The sequence below is a fragment of the Bacillus sp. CBEL-1 genome (genome assembly GCF_004348885.1).
GTDB classification, from domain to species: domain Bacteria; phylum Bacillota; class Bacilli; order Bacillales; family Bacillaceae_H; genus Priestia; species Priestia aryabhattai_A.
In genome coordinates, this window is sequence record NZ_SBIM01000011.1 from 25751 (window position 1) to 40800 (window position 15050).

General features: G+C 35.7%; 18 protein-coding genes and 1 pseudogene. 6 read left to right on the top strand and 13 right to left on the bottom strand.

Features of this window, described 5'->3' with window-relative positions; all coding sequences use genetic code 11:
• Positions 1-137 precede the first annotated feature (137 nt).
• On the top strand, positions 138-965 hold the full coding sequence (locus tag EPL02_RS08245; protein ID WP_131887444.1) for an alpha/beta fold hydrolase: 828 nt from the start codon (positions 138-140) through the stop codon (positions 963-965).
• Positions 966-1173: 208 nt separating this feature from the next.
• Positions 1174-2346: a MalY/PatB family protein gene (locus EPL02_RS08250; protein ID WP_131887445.1), complete on the top strand. Its 1173-nt coding sequence runs from the start codon at positions 1174-1176 to the stop codon at positions 2344-2346.
• Between the two features lie 34 nt (positions 2347-2380).
• On the opposite strand, the gene EPL02_RS08255 is transcribed toward EPL02_RS08250, so the two are convergent.
• Together EPL02_RS08255 and EPL02_RS08260 are read right to left on the bottom strand one after the other, a co-directional pair.
• Positions 2381-2911 (bottom strand): superoxide dismutase family protein, encoded by a 531-nt coding sequence (locus EPL02_RS08255; protein WP_094911195.1) that lies wholly within the window; start codon positions 2909-2911, stop codon positions 2381-2383.
• A 97-nt stretch (positions 2912-3008) separates the two neighbouring features.
• Complete coding sequence (locus EPL02_RS08260) at positions 3009-3194, bottom strand: hypothetical protein (protein WP_094911194.1); 186 nt, start codon at positions 3192-3194, stop codon at positions 3009-3011.
• Positions 3195-3269: 75 nt separating this feature from the next.
• On the opposite strand from EPL02_RS08260, the gene kapB reads away from it, so the two are divergent.
• Entirely contained in the window at positions 3270-3653 is a 384-nt protein-coding gene (gene kapB, locus EPL02_RS08265; protein WP_179289232.1) for a kinase-associated lipoprotein KapB, read from the top strand.
• Positions 3654-3688: 35 nt separating this feature from the next.
• Here the strand turns inward: kapB and kapD are convergent, their stop codons facing one another.
• Positions 3689-4303, bottom strand: coding sequence for a 3'-5' exonuclease KapD (kapD, locus tag EPL02_RS08270; RefSeq protein WP_094911192.1), 615 nt, complete (start codon positions 4301-4303; stop codon positions 3689-3691).
• 231 nt (positions 4304-4534) lie between these two features.
• A complete protein-coding gene (locus EPL02_RS08275) occupies positions 4535-4918 on the bottom strand; it encodes a hotdog fold thioesterase (RefSeq protein ID WP_094911191.1) in 384 nt (127 codons plus the stop codon).
• Between the two features lie 279 nt (positions 4919-5197).
• On the opposite strand from EPL02_RS08275, the gene EPL02_RS08280 reads away from it, so the two are divergent.
• Both EPL02_RS08280 and EPL02_RS08285 read left to right on the top strand, forming a co-directional pair.
• A complete protein-coding gene (locus EPL02_RS08280; protein ID WP_094911236.1) occupies positions 5198-5734 on the top strand; it encodes an HD domain-containing protein in 537 nt (178 codons plus the stop codon).
• 118 nt (positions 5735-5852) lie between these two features.
• On the top strand, positions 5853-6044 hold the full coding sequence (locus EPL02_RS08285) for a hypothetical protein (RefSeq protein WP_094911190.1): 192 nt from the start codon (positions 5853-5855) through the stop codon (positions 6042-6044).
• 39 nt (positions 6045-6083) lie between these two features.
• Here EPL02_RS08285 and EPL02_RS08290 read toward each other — a convergent pair whose 3' ends face one another.
• From EPL02_RS08290 to EPL02_RS08310, 5 genes are all read right to left on the bottom strand, one after another.
• Complete coding sequence (locus EPL02_RS08290; protein WP_131887446.1) at positions 6084-7412, bottom strand: Na+/H+ antiporter family protein; 1329 nt, start codon at positions 7410-7412, stop codon at positions 6084-6086.
• A gap of 180 nt (positions 7413-7592) precedes the next feature.
• Positions 7593-9074, bottom strand: coding sequence for a leucyl aminopeptidase (locus EPL02_RS08295; RefSeq protein ID WP_131887447.1), 1482 nt, complete (start codon positions 9072-9074; stop codon positions 7593-7595).
• Between the two features lie 148 nt (positions 9075-9222).
• Positions 9223-9840 (bottom strand): 3D domain-containing protein, encoded by a 618-nt coding sequence (locus tag EPL02_RS08300; RefSeq protein ID WP_094911187.1) that lies wholly within the window; start codon positions 9838-9840, stop codon positions 9223-9225.
• A gap of 116 nt (positions 9841-9956) precedes the next feature.
• On the bottom strand, positions 9957-10280 hold the full coding sequence (locus EPL02_RS08305) for a YuiB family protein (RefSeq protein ID WP_094911186.1): 324 nt from the start codon (positions 10278-10280) through the stop codon (positions 9957-9959).
• A 129-nt stretch (positions 10281-10409) separates the two neighbouring features.
• Positions 10410-11624 (bottom strand): NAD(P)/FAD-dependent oxidoreductase, encoded by a 1215-nt coding sequence (locus EPL02_RS08310; protein ID WP_094911185.1) that lies wholly within the window; start codon positions 11622-11624, stop codon positions 10410-10412.
• 469 nt (positions 11625-12093) lie between these two features.
• Between EPL02_RS08310 and EPL02_RS08315 the strand changes: the two genes are divergently transcribed.
• The gene (locus EPL02_RS08315) at positions 12094-13086 is read left to right on the top strand and encodes an NAD(P)/FAD-dependent oxidoreductase (RefSeq protein WP_094911184.1); all 993 of its coding nucleotides are present in this window, start codon (positions 12094-12096) and stop codon (positions 13084-13086) included.
• Between the two features lie 27 nt (positions 13087-13113).
• Here EPL02_RS08315 and EPL02_RS08320 read toward each other — a convergent pair whose 3' ends face one another.
• From EPL02_RS08320 to EPL02_RS08335, 4 genes and pseudogenes are all read right to left on the bottom strand, one after another.
• Entirely contained in the window at positions 13114-13566 is a 453-nt protein-coding gene (locus EPL02_RS08320; RefSeq protein ID WP_094911183.1) for a hypothetical protein, read from the bottom strand.
• Between the two features lie 290 nt (positions 13567-13856).
• Positions 13857-13949, bottom strand: a pseudogene (locus EPL02_RS08325) (iron-sulfur cluster assembly accessory protein); the annotation flags it as partial.
• 250 nt (positions 13950-14199) lie between these two features.
• Positions 14200-14445, bottom strand: a complete 246-nt coding sequence (locus EPL02_RS08330; protein ID WP_131887448.1) for a hypothetical protein — start codon at positions 14443-14445, stop codon at positions 14200-14202.
• Positions 14393-14992, bottom strand: coding sequence for a DUF3990 domain-containing protein (locus tag EPL02_RS08335; protein WP_131887449.1), 600 nt, complete (start codon positions 14990-14992; stop codon positions 14393-14395). The genes EPL02_RS08330 and EPL02_RS08335 overlap by 53 nt, the downstream gene beginning before the upstream one ends.
• Positions 14993-15050: the final 58 nt, after the last annotated feature.

Consider the following 15050-nt stretch of genomic DNA (forward strand, 5'->3'; position numbering starts at 1 on the left):
TCAAATATTCTCACTTTTTACATTATAACAAATTTCATAAGTCATTGAGATTTCATATTCATCTTCTATATTTTGCATGTAACTAAATAAGATAGCTGGGCAAACTGTTAAAAAAGATTGCTGGAGTGAAGAAACCAATGATTCAAATAGAGACTGCACACTATCGTTCTTTTAACAATGTACACGTATATTATGAATTACATCATTTTAATCCTAAAAAGCCAACAATTGTATTCATACACGGATTTCTATCATCTAGCTTTAGCTTTAGAAGACTCATTCCATTATTGAAACAGAAATTCTCAATTGTTGCAATAGACTTACCACCATTTGGACGAAGTGAAAAATCATTAACCTTTCATTATTCTTATGAAAATTTAGCAAAAACCGTTTTAGAAGTTATCGAACATTTGAAGTTAGAACAAGTCATTTTATCTGGTCACTCAATGGGTGGTCAAATTTGCCTGAATATCGCAAAGTTGCAGCCCCAATACGTATCTAAGCTAGTTTTACTTTGTAGCTCCGCTTACCTAGGACGATTGCATTCTGGCCTCGTCATGTCGTCACATTTACCTTTTTTCTATCTGTGGGTCAAGACTTGGCTAGCTCGTAAAGGTGTTAAAGCTAACCTTCAGAATGTCGTATTTAATCACGATCTCATTGATGAAGAAATGATTGAAGGCTATACTGCTCCTTTTTTAGATGATCGTATCTTCATGTCATTATCAAAGATGATTCGTGATCGTGAAGGAGACCTAACAGAAAAAGACCTGAGAGCAATTGATAAGCCAAGTTTATTAATATGGGGAGAAGAAGACAGAGTTGTTCCTCTTCATTTAGGAAAAAAGCTTCAACAAGATTTGCCAAGCTCTACTTTTATTTCATTAAAAGACACTGGGCATCTGTTACCAGAAGAATGCCCGGACGATATTCGAAATTATATGATGGATTTCTTAACAAGCTAATTTTCTGCAACAAACTATAGTCCTGTCAAAGAGGCAGGACTATTATCATTTATAAAAAGGAATATAATAATTTTTGTTCTTCCCTTACTCTTTAAACAGCAACATCTTTGACTTTTTAAAGATAAAATGTTCAAAATAAAAGATATCATACAGGTAATTAAATTCTCTCTTATAGATTTAAAAATCAGTTTATATGGAGGCTTATATTATGAAGAACTATTCCTTTAACAATAGAATTAACCGCATGAACACTAACTCCGTAAAGTGGGACCGGATGGAAAGTCTCTTTGGTAAAAAAGATCTATTACCATTTTGGGTAGCTGATATGGATTTTGCAGCTCCAGAAAAAGTGGTTAACGAAATCGCTAAGCGTGTAGAGCACGGTGTTTTTGGATATACAACGCCAACTGAATCAACAAATGAATCTATTCGTTCTTGGGTCCAAAAGCGCCATCAGTGGAGCATTGAAACAGATTGGATTACATACAGTCCAGGAATTGTCTTTGCAATTAGTATGGCTATACAGGCTTATACACAAAAAGGAGATTCCATTTTGATTCAACCGCCCGTATACACACCTTTCTTTGAAATGGTGAAAGTAAACGAACGTAAATTGATAGAAAGTCCTCTGCTCTTAAAGGGAGATCGCTACTCAATTGATTTTTCAGCTCTTGAAAAGCAGCTTGCTTCTGGAGTGAAAATGTTTATTTTGTGCAGTCCCCATAACCCTGTAGGTCGGGTATGGACTCGTGGTGAACTAGAGAAGATTGCTGATCTTTGCAAAAAGTATGATGTATTAATTTTATCTGATGAGATTCATTCGGACTTAGTGTATACACCGTCTGTTCATATTCCAATTAGCTCTCTTAATGAAGATGCTAAAAATCGTACTATTACGTGCATAGCACCAAGCAAAACATTCAATGTTCCTGGCTTACAAGCTTCAGCTATTATTATTCCAAATAATGAATTACGTGAAAAATATCAACAGCAGCAGCATAAACAAGGCTTTTTCGCATTAAATACATTCGGTACGATTGGTCTAGAGGCTGCCTATACACATGGAGAAAGTTGGCTAGAAGAACTGTTAGCATATTTAAAAGAGAACATTGACTTTACTAGAAGCTTTATTAAAGAAAATCTACCTGCGCTCAAGTTAATTAACCCTGAAGGTACTTACTTATTATGGATTGATTGTCGAACATTAAATATACCTGATGAAGACCTGCACAATCTATTATTAACGAAAGGGAAAATTGCTGTTGAAAGCGGTATGAAATACGGTGAAGCTGAAGGGAAAGGCTTTATTCGGTTAAATATTGCTTGTCCTCGAGAACAACTAAAAGAAGGCTTAAAGAAACTACAGGTTGCTCTATCTTAACCTAAAAAAGGACGCTTGATTGCGTCCTTTCAGTTTATTTTTCTTGTTTCTTAGCAATGACACCGCAAGCAATTCGCGTACCAGAATCTCCAGATGGTTGAGACATACCATCATCTTTGTTCTCCGTAATAATGATTGAAGAACCGTCCATCGTTTTAATTAAGGAACCTTTTCCCTCTTTTAAAGTGACTTCAGGCGCCATATCTGTCCCATCAAAAGTTCCATCATCTTTTACGATAATGTTCTTTAAGTCACCTGCCTCTGGACCATCTGGATGAAGTAATCCATGCTTTTTATCGTCTGGATTTAAATGATTACCTGCTGTCTTAAACGCAGGGGCTTTGCACACGCCTTTTTCATGTATATGTACACCGTGTTCACCAGGAGGTAATCCTTTTAATTTATACGTAATCTCTACGCCGTCAGATACCTCTTTTAACTTTATGTTACCTAAGCTATCTCCATCAGCGTTATATACTTTTACTTCTTTATTCGAAATGTCTTTTTCACCACATCCCACTAACATTACTAATGGTATGCAGCCAATTAGTAGTAACTTCTTCATGTTGCCCTCCAATCTCAGATTCCCTTATGGTTACCTTCCCATAGATTGTCCAGCAACTTTCATTTTTAAACGCTTTCATTTTGATCCGAGCAAACAGTTACTCTGCTGAATGTTTTCGCTCTTGCTCTTTTATTTTCTCTTCTTCTTTTTTAGAAATTTTAATAACAAACCTCCATGTCAGAAATGCTCCTATAAAAAACACCAACATCCATATAAATGCTGGAATATATTCTGTTTTATCTTCTGGAAAATAAAGATATAGATTCATGATTAATGCTTGCATCAATTTCATCCTTTCCCTATGAACTTTAAACTATAATGACTTATAATAATGAGTAGAACATTACTTAAAGGAGAGATAAATATGAGTTTAGAAATCGGTGATTCCGTAACTGCTTTATACAAGACTGGAAAATACATTGGGGAAATTACACAAGTACGTGACCAGCACTACGTAGTGCGAGTAAAAGCTGTTATCAAACATCCTCAACAAGGAGATTTACATAACCCTCAACAAGTAGATGTTCCATTCTTTCATGAACGTCGTGCACTAGCCTTTAACGAGCAAGCTAATATTCCCAAACCAATGGTTAAAGCATATACAAGTGAAATTCCATCATACAGAGATTCATTAAAGACTGCTTTAACATCACTGATAAATGAGCTCTCTTTAAAAGATAATCCTTACGCAACACGAAGCATTGAATGCCTCGAACAACTTCAAAAGGATTATGTACTTTAAACAAAAAGCCAATTCACATTACGGTGACTTGGCTTTTATAATGCAAATTTGTTTAACAGCTTTGAGAAGTCGACCCGATCGCCAATTGTAGTAGGTTCAGGCTTTTGTAAATAACGTTTGTCTTTTTCTACTAACTTAAAAATATTAAAAGTAGTCATAGCATCATCAAGCGCACAGTGATGCTTACCTGTTCCTTCTTTTCCATATTCCTGAACAGCTTTCCATAAACCTGTTTGGTTTTGGTCGCCAAAGAAACGCTTATATTCCATAGATAAATCTACTTCTTTTCCTTTTAAAGGAAATTTCAAACTTTGCTTTTGACAGTTTTGCTTGAGTACTTTCATATCCATATTTCCCCAAGTGATAATTGTACTGTTTTCATACTGAGCTAGCTGCTGAATTAATTGTTCAAATGTAATTCCATCATCTACTTGTTTTTGCTGAATGTGAAGAAAGCTTTTACAGCGATCCGTTAACTTTGGAAAACTAGTGGGTTTAACATATGAAGAAAAGCGGTCTTGTATTTCTTGGTTTCTTACAGCAACTAACCCTACTTCAATAATTTCAGGAAAAAAGCCTTTGGGATACCCTTTGTATTCGGGCATTGTAAATTCAAAGTCAATAAAGACATATTGTTCATAATTGTTCATCTTTATCACCCCTTTTTAGATAAACCTGCCTACGAGACTGCTATTATAATTATAGCACGCTTATGCAAAAGATAGGTTTATTTCTATTGATATTTTATAATATTATGAATATTCTTTTGGACAATAAAAAAAGAATGCTTTGTTATTACTATATTCCAAAGCATGTCTCTATGATTAGGATATCCGCCATATCTTTTACAATTTATTTTTACTTCTACAGACTGTCTTTTCCTATTTTTTGGGCAGTATTGCTAACGTACAGCGAGAAATACAAATGAGTTCATTTTTCTCGTCCGTAATCTTAACTTCCCAGATAGCTGTTTTTTTTCCTTTATGTATAGGTCTACCAATAGCAGTCACTAGGCCATCTCTTTTTCCTTTAATATGATTTGCATTAATTTCTAAGCCCACGCATATTTCCTTCTCTTGATCTATACTTAGAAACCCTCCCAAGCTCGCAACTGTCTCTGCTAATGCAACCGATGCACCACCATGTAGTAAACCAAAAGGTTGCTTTGTTCGTTCATCTACTGGCATTGTCGCCTCTACTTGATCTTTGCTAGCATAAATTATTTCAATGCCTAGTGTACTTAATAACGTATTATCGGTATTCATCTTATCCCTCCGCTATATCATTTCACCTTCATACTTTTTATTTTACAATGGTTATCTTCTTCATAAAAGCTTTAAAACCCTTTCCTTTCAAATGACCCCTCTTGTCCATTTTTCTATTTTAATAAAATATTACGTACATGTTTTCACGATATGAATAAACTAATATACAACGTGTTTTCTATGTTTATTCACCTGACATTATCGTTGTTTTTTCTATTCAAATATGCTATTGTTGTTAGAAATAATTTTTTACTGTCTTTTTTTAGGAGGGATTATATGATGAGACATGTTACTTTGCTAGACATCTTCACACACCCAATTGCTAAAAAATATTTAACAAGATCTGGAGTTGCTCACGCAGTTTCTGTGGCGTATCATGCTTTTCGTTTATCCACTCAGTACAACGTCAATCCAGATTTAGCAACTAAAGCGGCCCTACTTCACGATATTGGTCACTATGAATGGTATACAAATGGTCAGTGGGACTATGAAAAATATAAAAAGAATGATATTCATGCAATTAAGGGAGCTGAGCGCGCCCACAAGTTATTAATACGCCTTGGAGAAGAACCTCAAGCAGCAAAAGAAATTGCTTTAGCTATTTTACTTCACACTGATTCTTACTTACCAGAAGGAACCATTCATCAACGTCCTCTACAGAAAGTGGTCAAATTGGCAGATGAAGCGGATGAAGAACCCGGTGGAAAGCATCACTATCGTCAAATGGATTATGCTTTAGCTGTTAAAAAAATTGAAGAGCTTGATCAGAATGTGGAACGAATTCTTGGGTCAGAACAATTTAAGCAACTAGGTTAAAAGGGTTAACTTCTCTATTGAAAGTTAATCCTTTTTTATGTGCAAAAATAAAGCTTATATTTCCCATATATTCGCAAATACTACATAAGGATTCTAAATTACAAAGGAGGTACATATCATGCAAAAAAATGCTAGAGGATTTGTACAAGATTCATGTACATCATTAACAGCTGCTAAGGCTAGCCTTGAGCAAGCTCTTCAAACTGTTGAAAAAGGTTCAAATCGTGAGCGTATTGAGCAGTCTTTACAGGCTGTTGAAACTGCTTTAGGCCAATGTGACTCAACGGCTTCAACATTATCACAAGTTTAAAGAAAAAGCGGTTGAGCCATAGCTCAACCGCTTTTTTCTTTATAGTACAAGTGCAGCAATCCATCCGAAAATAATTAACGGAATGTTATAATGTAAAAAGGTTGGCACACATGTATCCCAAATGTGATTGTGCTGACGGTCTACCGATAAACCTGAAGTTGGTCCTAACGTGCTATCTGAAGCAGGAGAACCAGCATCCCCCAACGCACCCGCTGTTCCAATAATTGCAATAGTTGCTAAAGGACTAAGGCCTAATTCTAAACAAAGTGGCACGAAAATTGTAGCAATGATTGGAATGGTTGAAAAGGATGACCCAATTCCCATCGTAACCAATAAACCAATTACAAGCATTAATAATATTCCTAGTACTTGATTGCCGCCAATTAAATTAACCGAACCTTGAACAAGTGTTTCCACGTCCCCCGTTTCTTGAATCACTTTAGCGAAACCTGAAGCTGACAGCATAACAAAACCAATAAATGCCATCATACGCATACCATCAGTTAAAACCGTATCCGCTTCGTTCCATTTCACAACGCCGCTTAGGTATACGACTATAATGCCGGCAAGTGAGCCGAAAATCATTGAGCTTAATGGAATTTGCACAGCTAATGCAACAACAATAGCTATCAATGAAACGATAATACCTTTTCGTGTATAAGAAGGTTCAGTATTACTAGTTTCTTCGTTCATCGTGAGATTACTATTTTTATAAATACGAGGCTTACGATATGAAATAAAGACCGCTACAAGTAAACCGATAACCATTCCTAAGGCAGGCAGAGCCATTGCTTTAACAATGTCACCGCTGTGTACTGCTAAACCGTTCTCTTGTATGTTTGTTGAGAGAATATCATGATAGATTTTCCCGAACCCCGCTGGCAGAAACATATATGGTGTTACTAGTCCAAATGTGATGACAGTTGCAACAAGACGACGATCAATTTCAAGTTGGTTAAATACTGTTAATAACGGTGGAATTAACAATGGAATAAACGCAATGTGTACAGGAATTACATTTTGTGAAAAGCATGAAATAATTAAGATAATTAATAAAATAAGTACTTTAGAAAGTGCTTTTCTTTTTGTATCTCCTTCACGCCCAACGATCTTGAGCGCAACTGCTACTACTGCATTTGGAAGACCCGTTCTTGAAATCACAACGGCAAACGCTCCGAGCAATCCATAGCTTAACGCTACCGATGCGCTATTTCCTAGCCCTTCTGTGTATATGTTGACTGTATCTGTTAAGCTAATTCCTCCAACAAGCCCTCCGATAAGAGCACCGATAGCTAGAGAGAAAACAACGTTAATACGAAGTAAACTCAGTACAAGCATAACAGCTACAGCTACTAAAACTGCATTCATTTTGAAACCTCCACACTTTAGTGTATTAAACAATTAGAGAATTAAAACAATACACTCATTATAATACCTTACAATCAAATGTCAATGGAAAATCTAAACAAACGTTTGATTAATTACTTTTACTATACAAAAAGCGTGGATGAATGAACTATCCACGCTTTTTATTCACGATTATCCTGTTTAGAAATCACGAATTAATTGAGCTAACGTTCGAACCATGACACCTGTTGCACCAGAAGGACCATATGCACCACCAGCATTTGTTGTAGCTGTTCCAGCAATATCTAAGTGAATCCAAGGTGTATTTTCTGCAAATTCCAACAAAAAGGTTCCTGCCATAATAGCATGTCCCTCGCGCCCTGGCGAATTATTTAAATCTGCTACTTTACTGCTTCTTACTTTCTTTTTATCTTTTTCTGTAATAGGAAGTTGCCAAATCATCTCACCTGTATGCTGACTTGCAGCCTGTAGCTTCTCATAAAAGGTAGAATCATTCGTCATTGCCCCTGTTGTATCTGTTCCTAAAGCTACAATCACACCACCTGTTAATGTTGCTACATCTACTAAATAGGAAGCCCCGTGATGTTTTGCATACGTAATAGCATCTGCTAGTGCTAGTCTTCCTTCTGCATCTGTATTCAATACTTCAATGGTTTTTCCGCTCATAGCTGTAATAACATCATCTGGCTTAAATGCTGTTGCGCTAACTACGTTATCCGTAGATGGAATGACCATTACAACATTTTGTTTTGGTTTTGTTTCACCAATCACTTCCATTGCCCCTAATACTGATGCTGCTCCACCCATATCCGTTTTCATCCCAACAATCCCGGATTTTGATTTGATTGAATAACCACCTGTATCAAAGGTAATACCTTTCCCTACCAAGCCAATAACATCTTTCCACTCACTTTTCCCTTGATATTTTAATGTAATCATCTTAGGGGGTTCTATGGACCCTTGATTAACGGCTAGCAAAGCTCCCATCCCTAACGTTTCCATCTCTTCTTTTTCAAGAATTTCGCATTCAAATCCATACTTATTAGCTAACTTTTGAGCATATTCTGCTAAGTCTGTTGCTGTTAACATATTGCTTGGCAAATTAACAAGCGTACGTGCTGAGTTGGTAGCTTTACCATACACATAGCCATGCTCAAAAGCATCTTCCACGCTATCAGAAGCAATGACATTGATTTTTTCCAACTGAACAGTTGGCACGTTAGAACGCTTTTTATAATGTTCAAATTCGTATGTAGATAGTTGACTCATTTCACCTAATAAACGAGCCGTCGTTTCCTCACTAATAGCATCCGTGGTAAACGTTGAAAGTTCAATCGTTATCTCTTTAAATTGAGCTTTCTTCAGTTGTTGAAAGAGATTGCCGTAGGCTTCTTTTAGGCTTTCTTCAGTAAGTCCACTTTTTCTCCCTAAACCAATAAAAATTAGGCGCTTTGCCCCAATCTTATTAAACGTTGGAATGGTGGAGACTTGTTTTTCATTGACGTTTATATCTCCCGCTTTTACAAGCTGCGAAAGATAATCATCAAATGTCGCATTAATCTTTTCTAAAGGGCCTTCAAATGAATCATTTCTATGAAAAATCCCTACTACTAGTGCTTCTGTTTCTCTCTCTAAATTTAAATTAGTATGTAACTGAATCATCTACAATCATCCTTTCATAGTAAAACCTTTTAAAAGCTATAGAGCTCTTTATATGTAATATTGTCTCATGAACAATTATAAATAACGAATATATTCACTTACGTCTAATTTATAGCAACCAAAATAAAACACCCATAGCATATGGGTGTTAGCGAACTAAATTAACTTTTTGCCTAAATACCTGCATCGATTTGTTTTCATTAAGAGCCGTTAGCTGCTGTTCAGACAGGGTTCCCTTACCTTTTTCAACTACGTATACACTAAGTTCTTTTTTACCCCACATTTCATAGACATCAGCTACTGTTTCAAAATATAAATCTAAATGATTACCTTTAATTGCTCCACCTTTATCCGCTACGACGCCGTATCCGTATCCAGGAATAAATAAAATTGTACCAATTGGGAATATTGATAAGTCTGCAGCAATTGTCGAGTATAAATCTCGTTTTACTTTTACACCTGAATATGTGATACCGTAACTTGGATCTGTAGGGTTTTTACCCGTTGACTCATACCCTGCTGTATACCCTGTGGCTAACACCGTATGGCTTGGATACGCTGACCAATCAAAAGCCTCTTCAATTGCTAATGGTTCCTTCTCAGAAGCATCCGCTCGAAGACTATGATTAACAGGTGTAGAATCAACCCTTAGCAGACTTTCAAACAAGACGGTAACGGGTACTCCTGTGACAGCTTCATAGGTTGTCAGCAATGCTCCTACAACAAGCAAAGACATACCAATACGCTTTATTAATGTTTTAATCATATGACTCTTTCCAACTCCTCCCACGAATCTATTTGTTTCCAAAGGAAAGTTAAATTATGCGTAGAAAGAGCAAAAACCCCTTTCTCATGAGAAAGGGTGCTTTCAATATTATCCACTTAAAACATTTGATATCCTCTTACCCTAAGCATTTTGATTGCCATCCCTGCCATAAGAGCACCTAAAAATCCAGATAGCAAAATAACGATATCTGCGGTAGCTAATGAAAGAAATCGTTCACCTAGCTGAGCAATTGATGTTAAAGGTTCTTGAACATACTTAACTGCTCGTACTTCATCTACAATCAAAATCACAATAACCGGATACGTAATCGCCATAATCCATGACATTCTTAAGAGCATATTCAATAAGAAACCGATTCCAAAAAACAACACAAAGAATAACAACATCGAAATAATTAATTCTGGTACACTCATTGCCATTTTTGATCCATCTCCCCGTCCTTCTTTCTTTAAGTGTACTTAAGTCAACAAATAGCGTCAATAACAGAATTTTTCGTTTATTGCACAAAAAAAAGGAGATTCTTATAGAATCTCCTTGCTATAATTTATTTAAAAGAAATTAAATTTCCCTTTTTTAAGAACTAAACCAGCTCCACCTTGCAAGAATAAAGAGCGGTTATCAACAACTTTTTTCATAAATGATGCGCTTGAACCAAATAGCTTACGGCCGTATACAACGCCAATCGCATCATCATGACCTAAAGAACATACCGTACCTTTTAAATCTGCTTTAAAGTCTTTAAGCTCTTTTTCACCACGAATTAAGCGTGAAATGTTTTCAGCGCATGTTTCACCTTGCTGCATAGCTACCTGAGCTGTTGGAGGGTATGGACGATCATTTTCAGGATTAATCATAAATGAGCAATCTCCTACGATAAATACATCGTCATGACCTGGTGCTAAGAGGGAGTTGCTTACCTTAACACGACAACGATTATTTTCGAATCCTGCTTTTTCAATAATATGACTTCCTCGTACTCCAGCTGCCCATACAACAGTTGCCGATTTAATTTCTTCAACTTGGTCATCTTTTTCAACTAAGATGCCTTCTTCTGTACATTCTTTAATTGCTGTACCGATTTTAAATTCGACACCTTTTCTCTCAAGCTGTGTTACTGCATATTCAACCAATTCTGGATCGAACCCTGGTAAAGCTGTTGGTGCAGCCTCTACACAGACAATACGTACTTTTTCACGCGGAATATCAAACTCTTTGCAGAGCTGAGGGACGCGGTTTGCTAACTCGCCAACAAACTCAATTCCAGTAAATCCTGCACCACCAACAACGATTGTTAATAACTCATCACGCTTTACAGGTTCATTATTGTACGTTGCAAATACGTAATCAATATGTTCACGAATTTGACGCGCAGCGTTAATATTAGCAATTGAGAATGCATATTCTTTTAACCCTTTAATTCCGAAGGTTTCAGATTCATACCCTAATCCCACAACTAAGTAATCATATTCAAGTTCACTGTTTTCTAAAATAACACGCTTTTCTGCAGTATTAATATCCATTACAGTGTCTTTTACAAAGTTGACTTTTCCCGTATTAATTAAACTTTTAACTGGGAACCTTGAACGATCGTGATGTAATGTACCTGCAGAAACCTCATGTAACCATGTTGTTTCATAATGGTAATCATTTTTGTTAACGAGCGTAATCTCAGCATCGTTTGTACCTAATTTCTTTTGTAAATGAACGGTTGTCATAATTCCACCGTAGCCAGCACCTAAGACAACAATTTTCGGCTTTTTCATTGAATGGTCATCCACCTTTTTTTAGTTTATAGTTATCAAATATTTGGATTAAAAGTCATAAAGTTATAAATAAGGTCTACTTTTTTATGTTAGTGTAAACAAGAAAAGTGATTGCTATCCATTTCTTTTCCCGGTTTTACCTCATAGTATTCCCAATAGTTTGTGAACCATTTCACGTAAGATGACATAGTGAACCCTTACTGAAACGATATTATATCTAAAAACATATTATGCTTTTTCACGTTATTTTTCAATACCTATTGATTGATTTATAAGCTTTTTAATTTTCAATCTCTTCATTAAAGAATGGAATTTCGCGAGCTATATTCTTCTTTTTTTTCCATATTTATAGAAGTGCTAAAAAGTTTTCTTTCTCCTTCAGTGCTTTATAATAAATTTTTATCTTTTAATTGTGCTATCATAACAGTAGACTTCTTTAACCTAAATTAACGAATGAGGTGACTAAATGATGAAAGAAGATAAACAAGTATACGATATCACCATTATTGGTGGTGGACCTACCGGGCTATTTACTGCATTTTACGGTGGAATGCGCCAAGCAAGTGTGAAGATTATTGAAAGCTTACCTCAATTAGGCGGTCAACTTTCGGCTTTATACCCTGAAAAATATATTTATGACGTTGCTGGATTCCCCAAAATTCGTGCACAAGAGCTTGTTAATAATTTAAAAGAACAGATGAAGCAGTTTAACCCAACTGTTGCGCTAGAACAAGCGGTTGAAAAAGTAGAAAAGCAAGCGGACGGTGTTTTTCGATTAACGACTAATTCAGAAGTTCATTATTCTAAAACAATTATTATCACAGCTGGAAACGGTGCTTTTAAGCCTCGTAAAATCGAGCTAGAGAATGCAGAGCAATTTGAAAAAGCAAACTTACATTATTTTGTTGATGATATGAATGCCTTTAAAGGACGCAAGGTATTAGTATGCGGCGGCGGTGATTCTGCAGTAGATTGGTCATTAATGCTTGAACCAATTGCAGAGCAAGTTACGCTGACACACAGACGTGATAAATTCCGCGCGCACGAGCACAGCGTAGAACAATTAAAAAACTCCAAAGTGGATATAAAAACACCTTACATCCCAGTAGAATTTATTGGTGAAGAGCGCATTACGCAAGTCGTTCTTGAAAATACAAAAGGTGAAGAAAAAATTGTGGTAGACGTTGATGATGTTATTGTAAACTTTGGCTTTGTATCATCGTTAGGTCCAATTAAAGAGTGGGAGTTAGAATTAGAAAAGAATACGATTGTGGTTAACTCTAAGCAAGAAACAAATATCCCTGGAATTTATGCAGCTGGAGACATTTGTACATATGAAGGAAAGGTAAAGCTAATTGTTGCAGGGTTCGGTGAAGGTCCTACAGCCGTTAACAATGCAAAAGCATACATTGATCCAAAAGCTCGCCTACAACCAATGCATAGTACATCAATGTTCTCGTAATCAAAAAGCGAATGACCATTTGAATGGTTATTCGCTTTTTTTTAGGGCTTCAGCTAATGCATGTAGTCCTTTTTTATCGTTCGTCTGTAACTGGACTTCATATTTAAGCTCTTCTTCACGAATTAAGTTAGTCGATACCTGATAATTCTTCAACTCACTTATATAAGTGTGGTACGGCAACAGGTTAAATGGCGATCCCACACTTTGAAAAATGAGCTGCGCTACTTCTTGCTCTTGAGTATTTAAATATAGAATTGATATCTGTTTGTTGGAATCCAAAAATAGGAGTGTAGTTTTTATTGGCAATGGTGTGGGGATATGTTGGATAAAAAGCATCGATTCAATTTTATCTTGCTTCTGAGATTTTATCGGAATAAACCATGCAGTTAGTTGTTGAATCATTTTTATTAAACGATTTTTTCTAAAAAAGCTTCCGTAACTATAGGGATTTGTTCGTAGTGTATTATTTTCTTCTACCAAACTTTGCACCTCCTCAAAAACTAGTCTAAATAAAACTGGGTTTCTTATATAAAATTATAAATAATTCTGATAATTAAGTCAATTAAAATAACATCATGTGTTATGTTTCATCACACGTTATTTTACACTCTATGCGTCATGATATACGTATAACCTTTATACAACTCACCAGAATTAGAATTCCTAACAAAAAAATTAAAATAGCTAAGCTGACGTTATTCACGCAAAGTCAAAATATCCAAATAAAAAACAGCTCTATTCATTAGAATAGAGCTGTTTTTAGTACCTTGTTAACACTCTTCCGGTGTACCAGCGTTCGCTGCCGTGCGGAATGAAGATCCACAGCCGCATGATGCAATGGCATTCGGATTATCAATTGTAAATTAGCGTTCATGCTTACGTTAGCTTGAATCGCAATAATATCAACGTTTATAGCCGTTTTGGACGACTGTTTATATTCGAACGGATTGATTTCAACGTCATTACTTAACGGTGAATATCGTTAACTTAATAATACCCAAATAATTGCGAATAAACAAGAAATACTTCTAACATTATTATGCAAACTTAAAAAAAGCACCTCTGGATGCAGAAAGGCGCTTTGGGTTAAGATGCAATTCGATTAACTAGATTTTACATTAGCAGCATTGAAGCTTCGGATTCATCAAGAATGTCTTCCGCCCAATCCTCTAAAGAATAATGCATAACTAATTTTGGATCATCTTTTAAAAGGCGGTAAAAATTAGAATTGTAAATTAAGGTTTTAGCATCATCTTCACTTAACATATAATCTCTTGTTAATAATCCAACAAGACCTTTTGTTAGCTTATTTGATAACTTCTCCTTTTTCTCCAGATTTACCACTTGCAACTTGACCATTAAGATCCACCTCCTGGATAAATCTTAAATAATTTAAAGATTTCTTTGAGTGAAAAGATAATTGATAATCACTTTTAAAGTGTGCCATAGGCATTATAGCTGAGCAAAATTCTTCTGGGCTAAGGTCGCCCTCTTCAAAGTCTAACAATAACTCCGCCATATCCCCGTCAGCTACAGGACCTCCTATTATATCATACGCATGTAACCCTGGTTGTGTTCTACTAGCAAGTACAAACATCGCCCACTCATTGTCCGCATCACTAAAATATTTTTGTTCAATGTTAGGATGCAACATATCATACTCAAAAGATAAAACGGCTGGATTAACGAAATTTTTATATTTTATGTTCTTTCTGTTACCATTATGAGCATTAGCTTTAGATCTTGCCCATCTTTTTGCTTGTTTGAGTTTTGGTGTAACATAAAACCCTTGTCCAAAATCCGTTTTCTTTCTACCCATTGTTAAATCTACTTCACGAATAATAGATTCAGCAAAGTTACTGGTAGTACCGTGGTATACAATAACCTTTTCCCCATTTATATTCATTATACACTAGAAATCCCCTTTTTAAAATTCGTGTTTTTTAAAAATTTTACTATAAAAA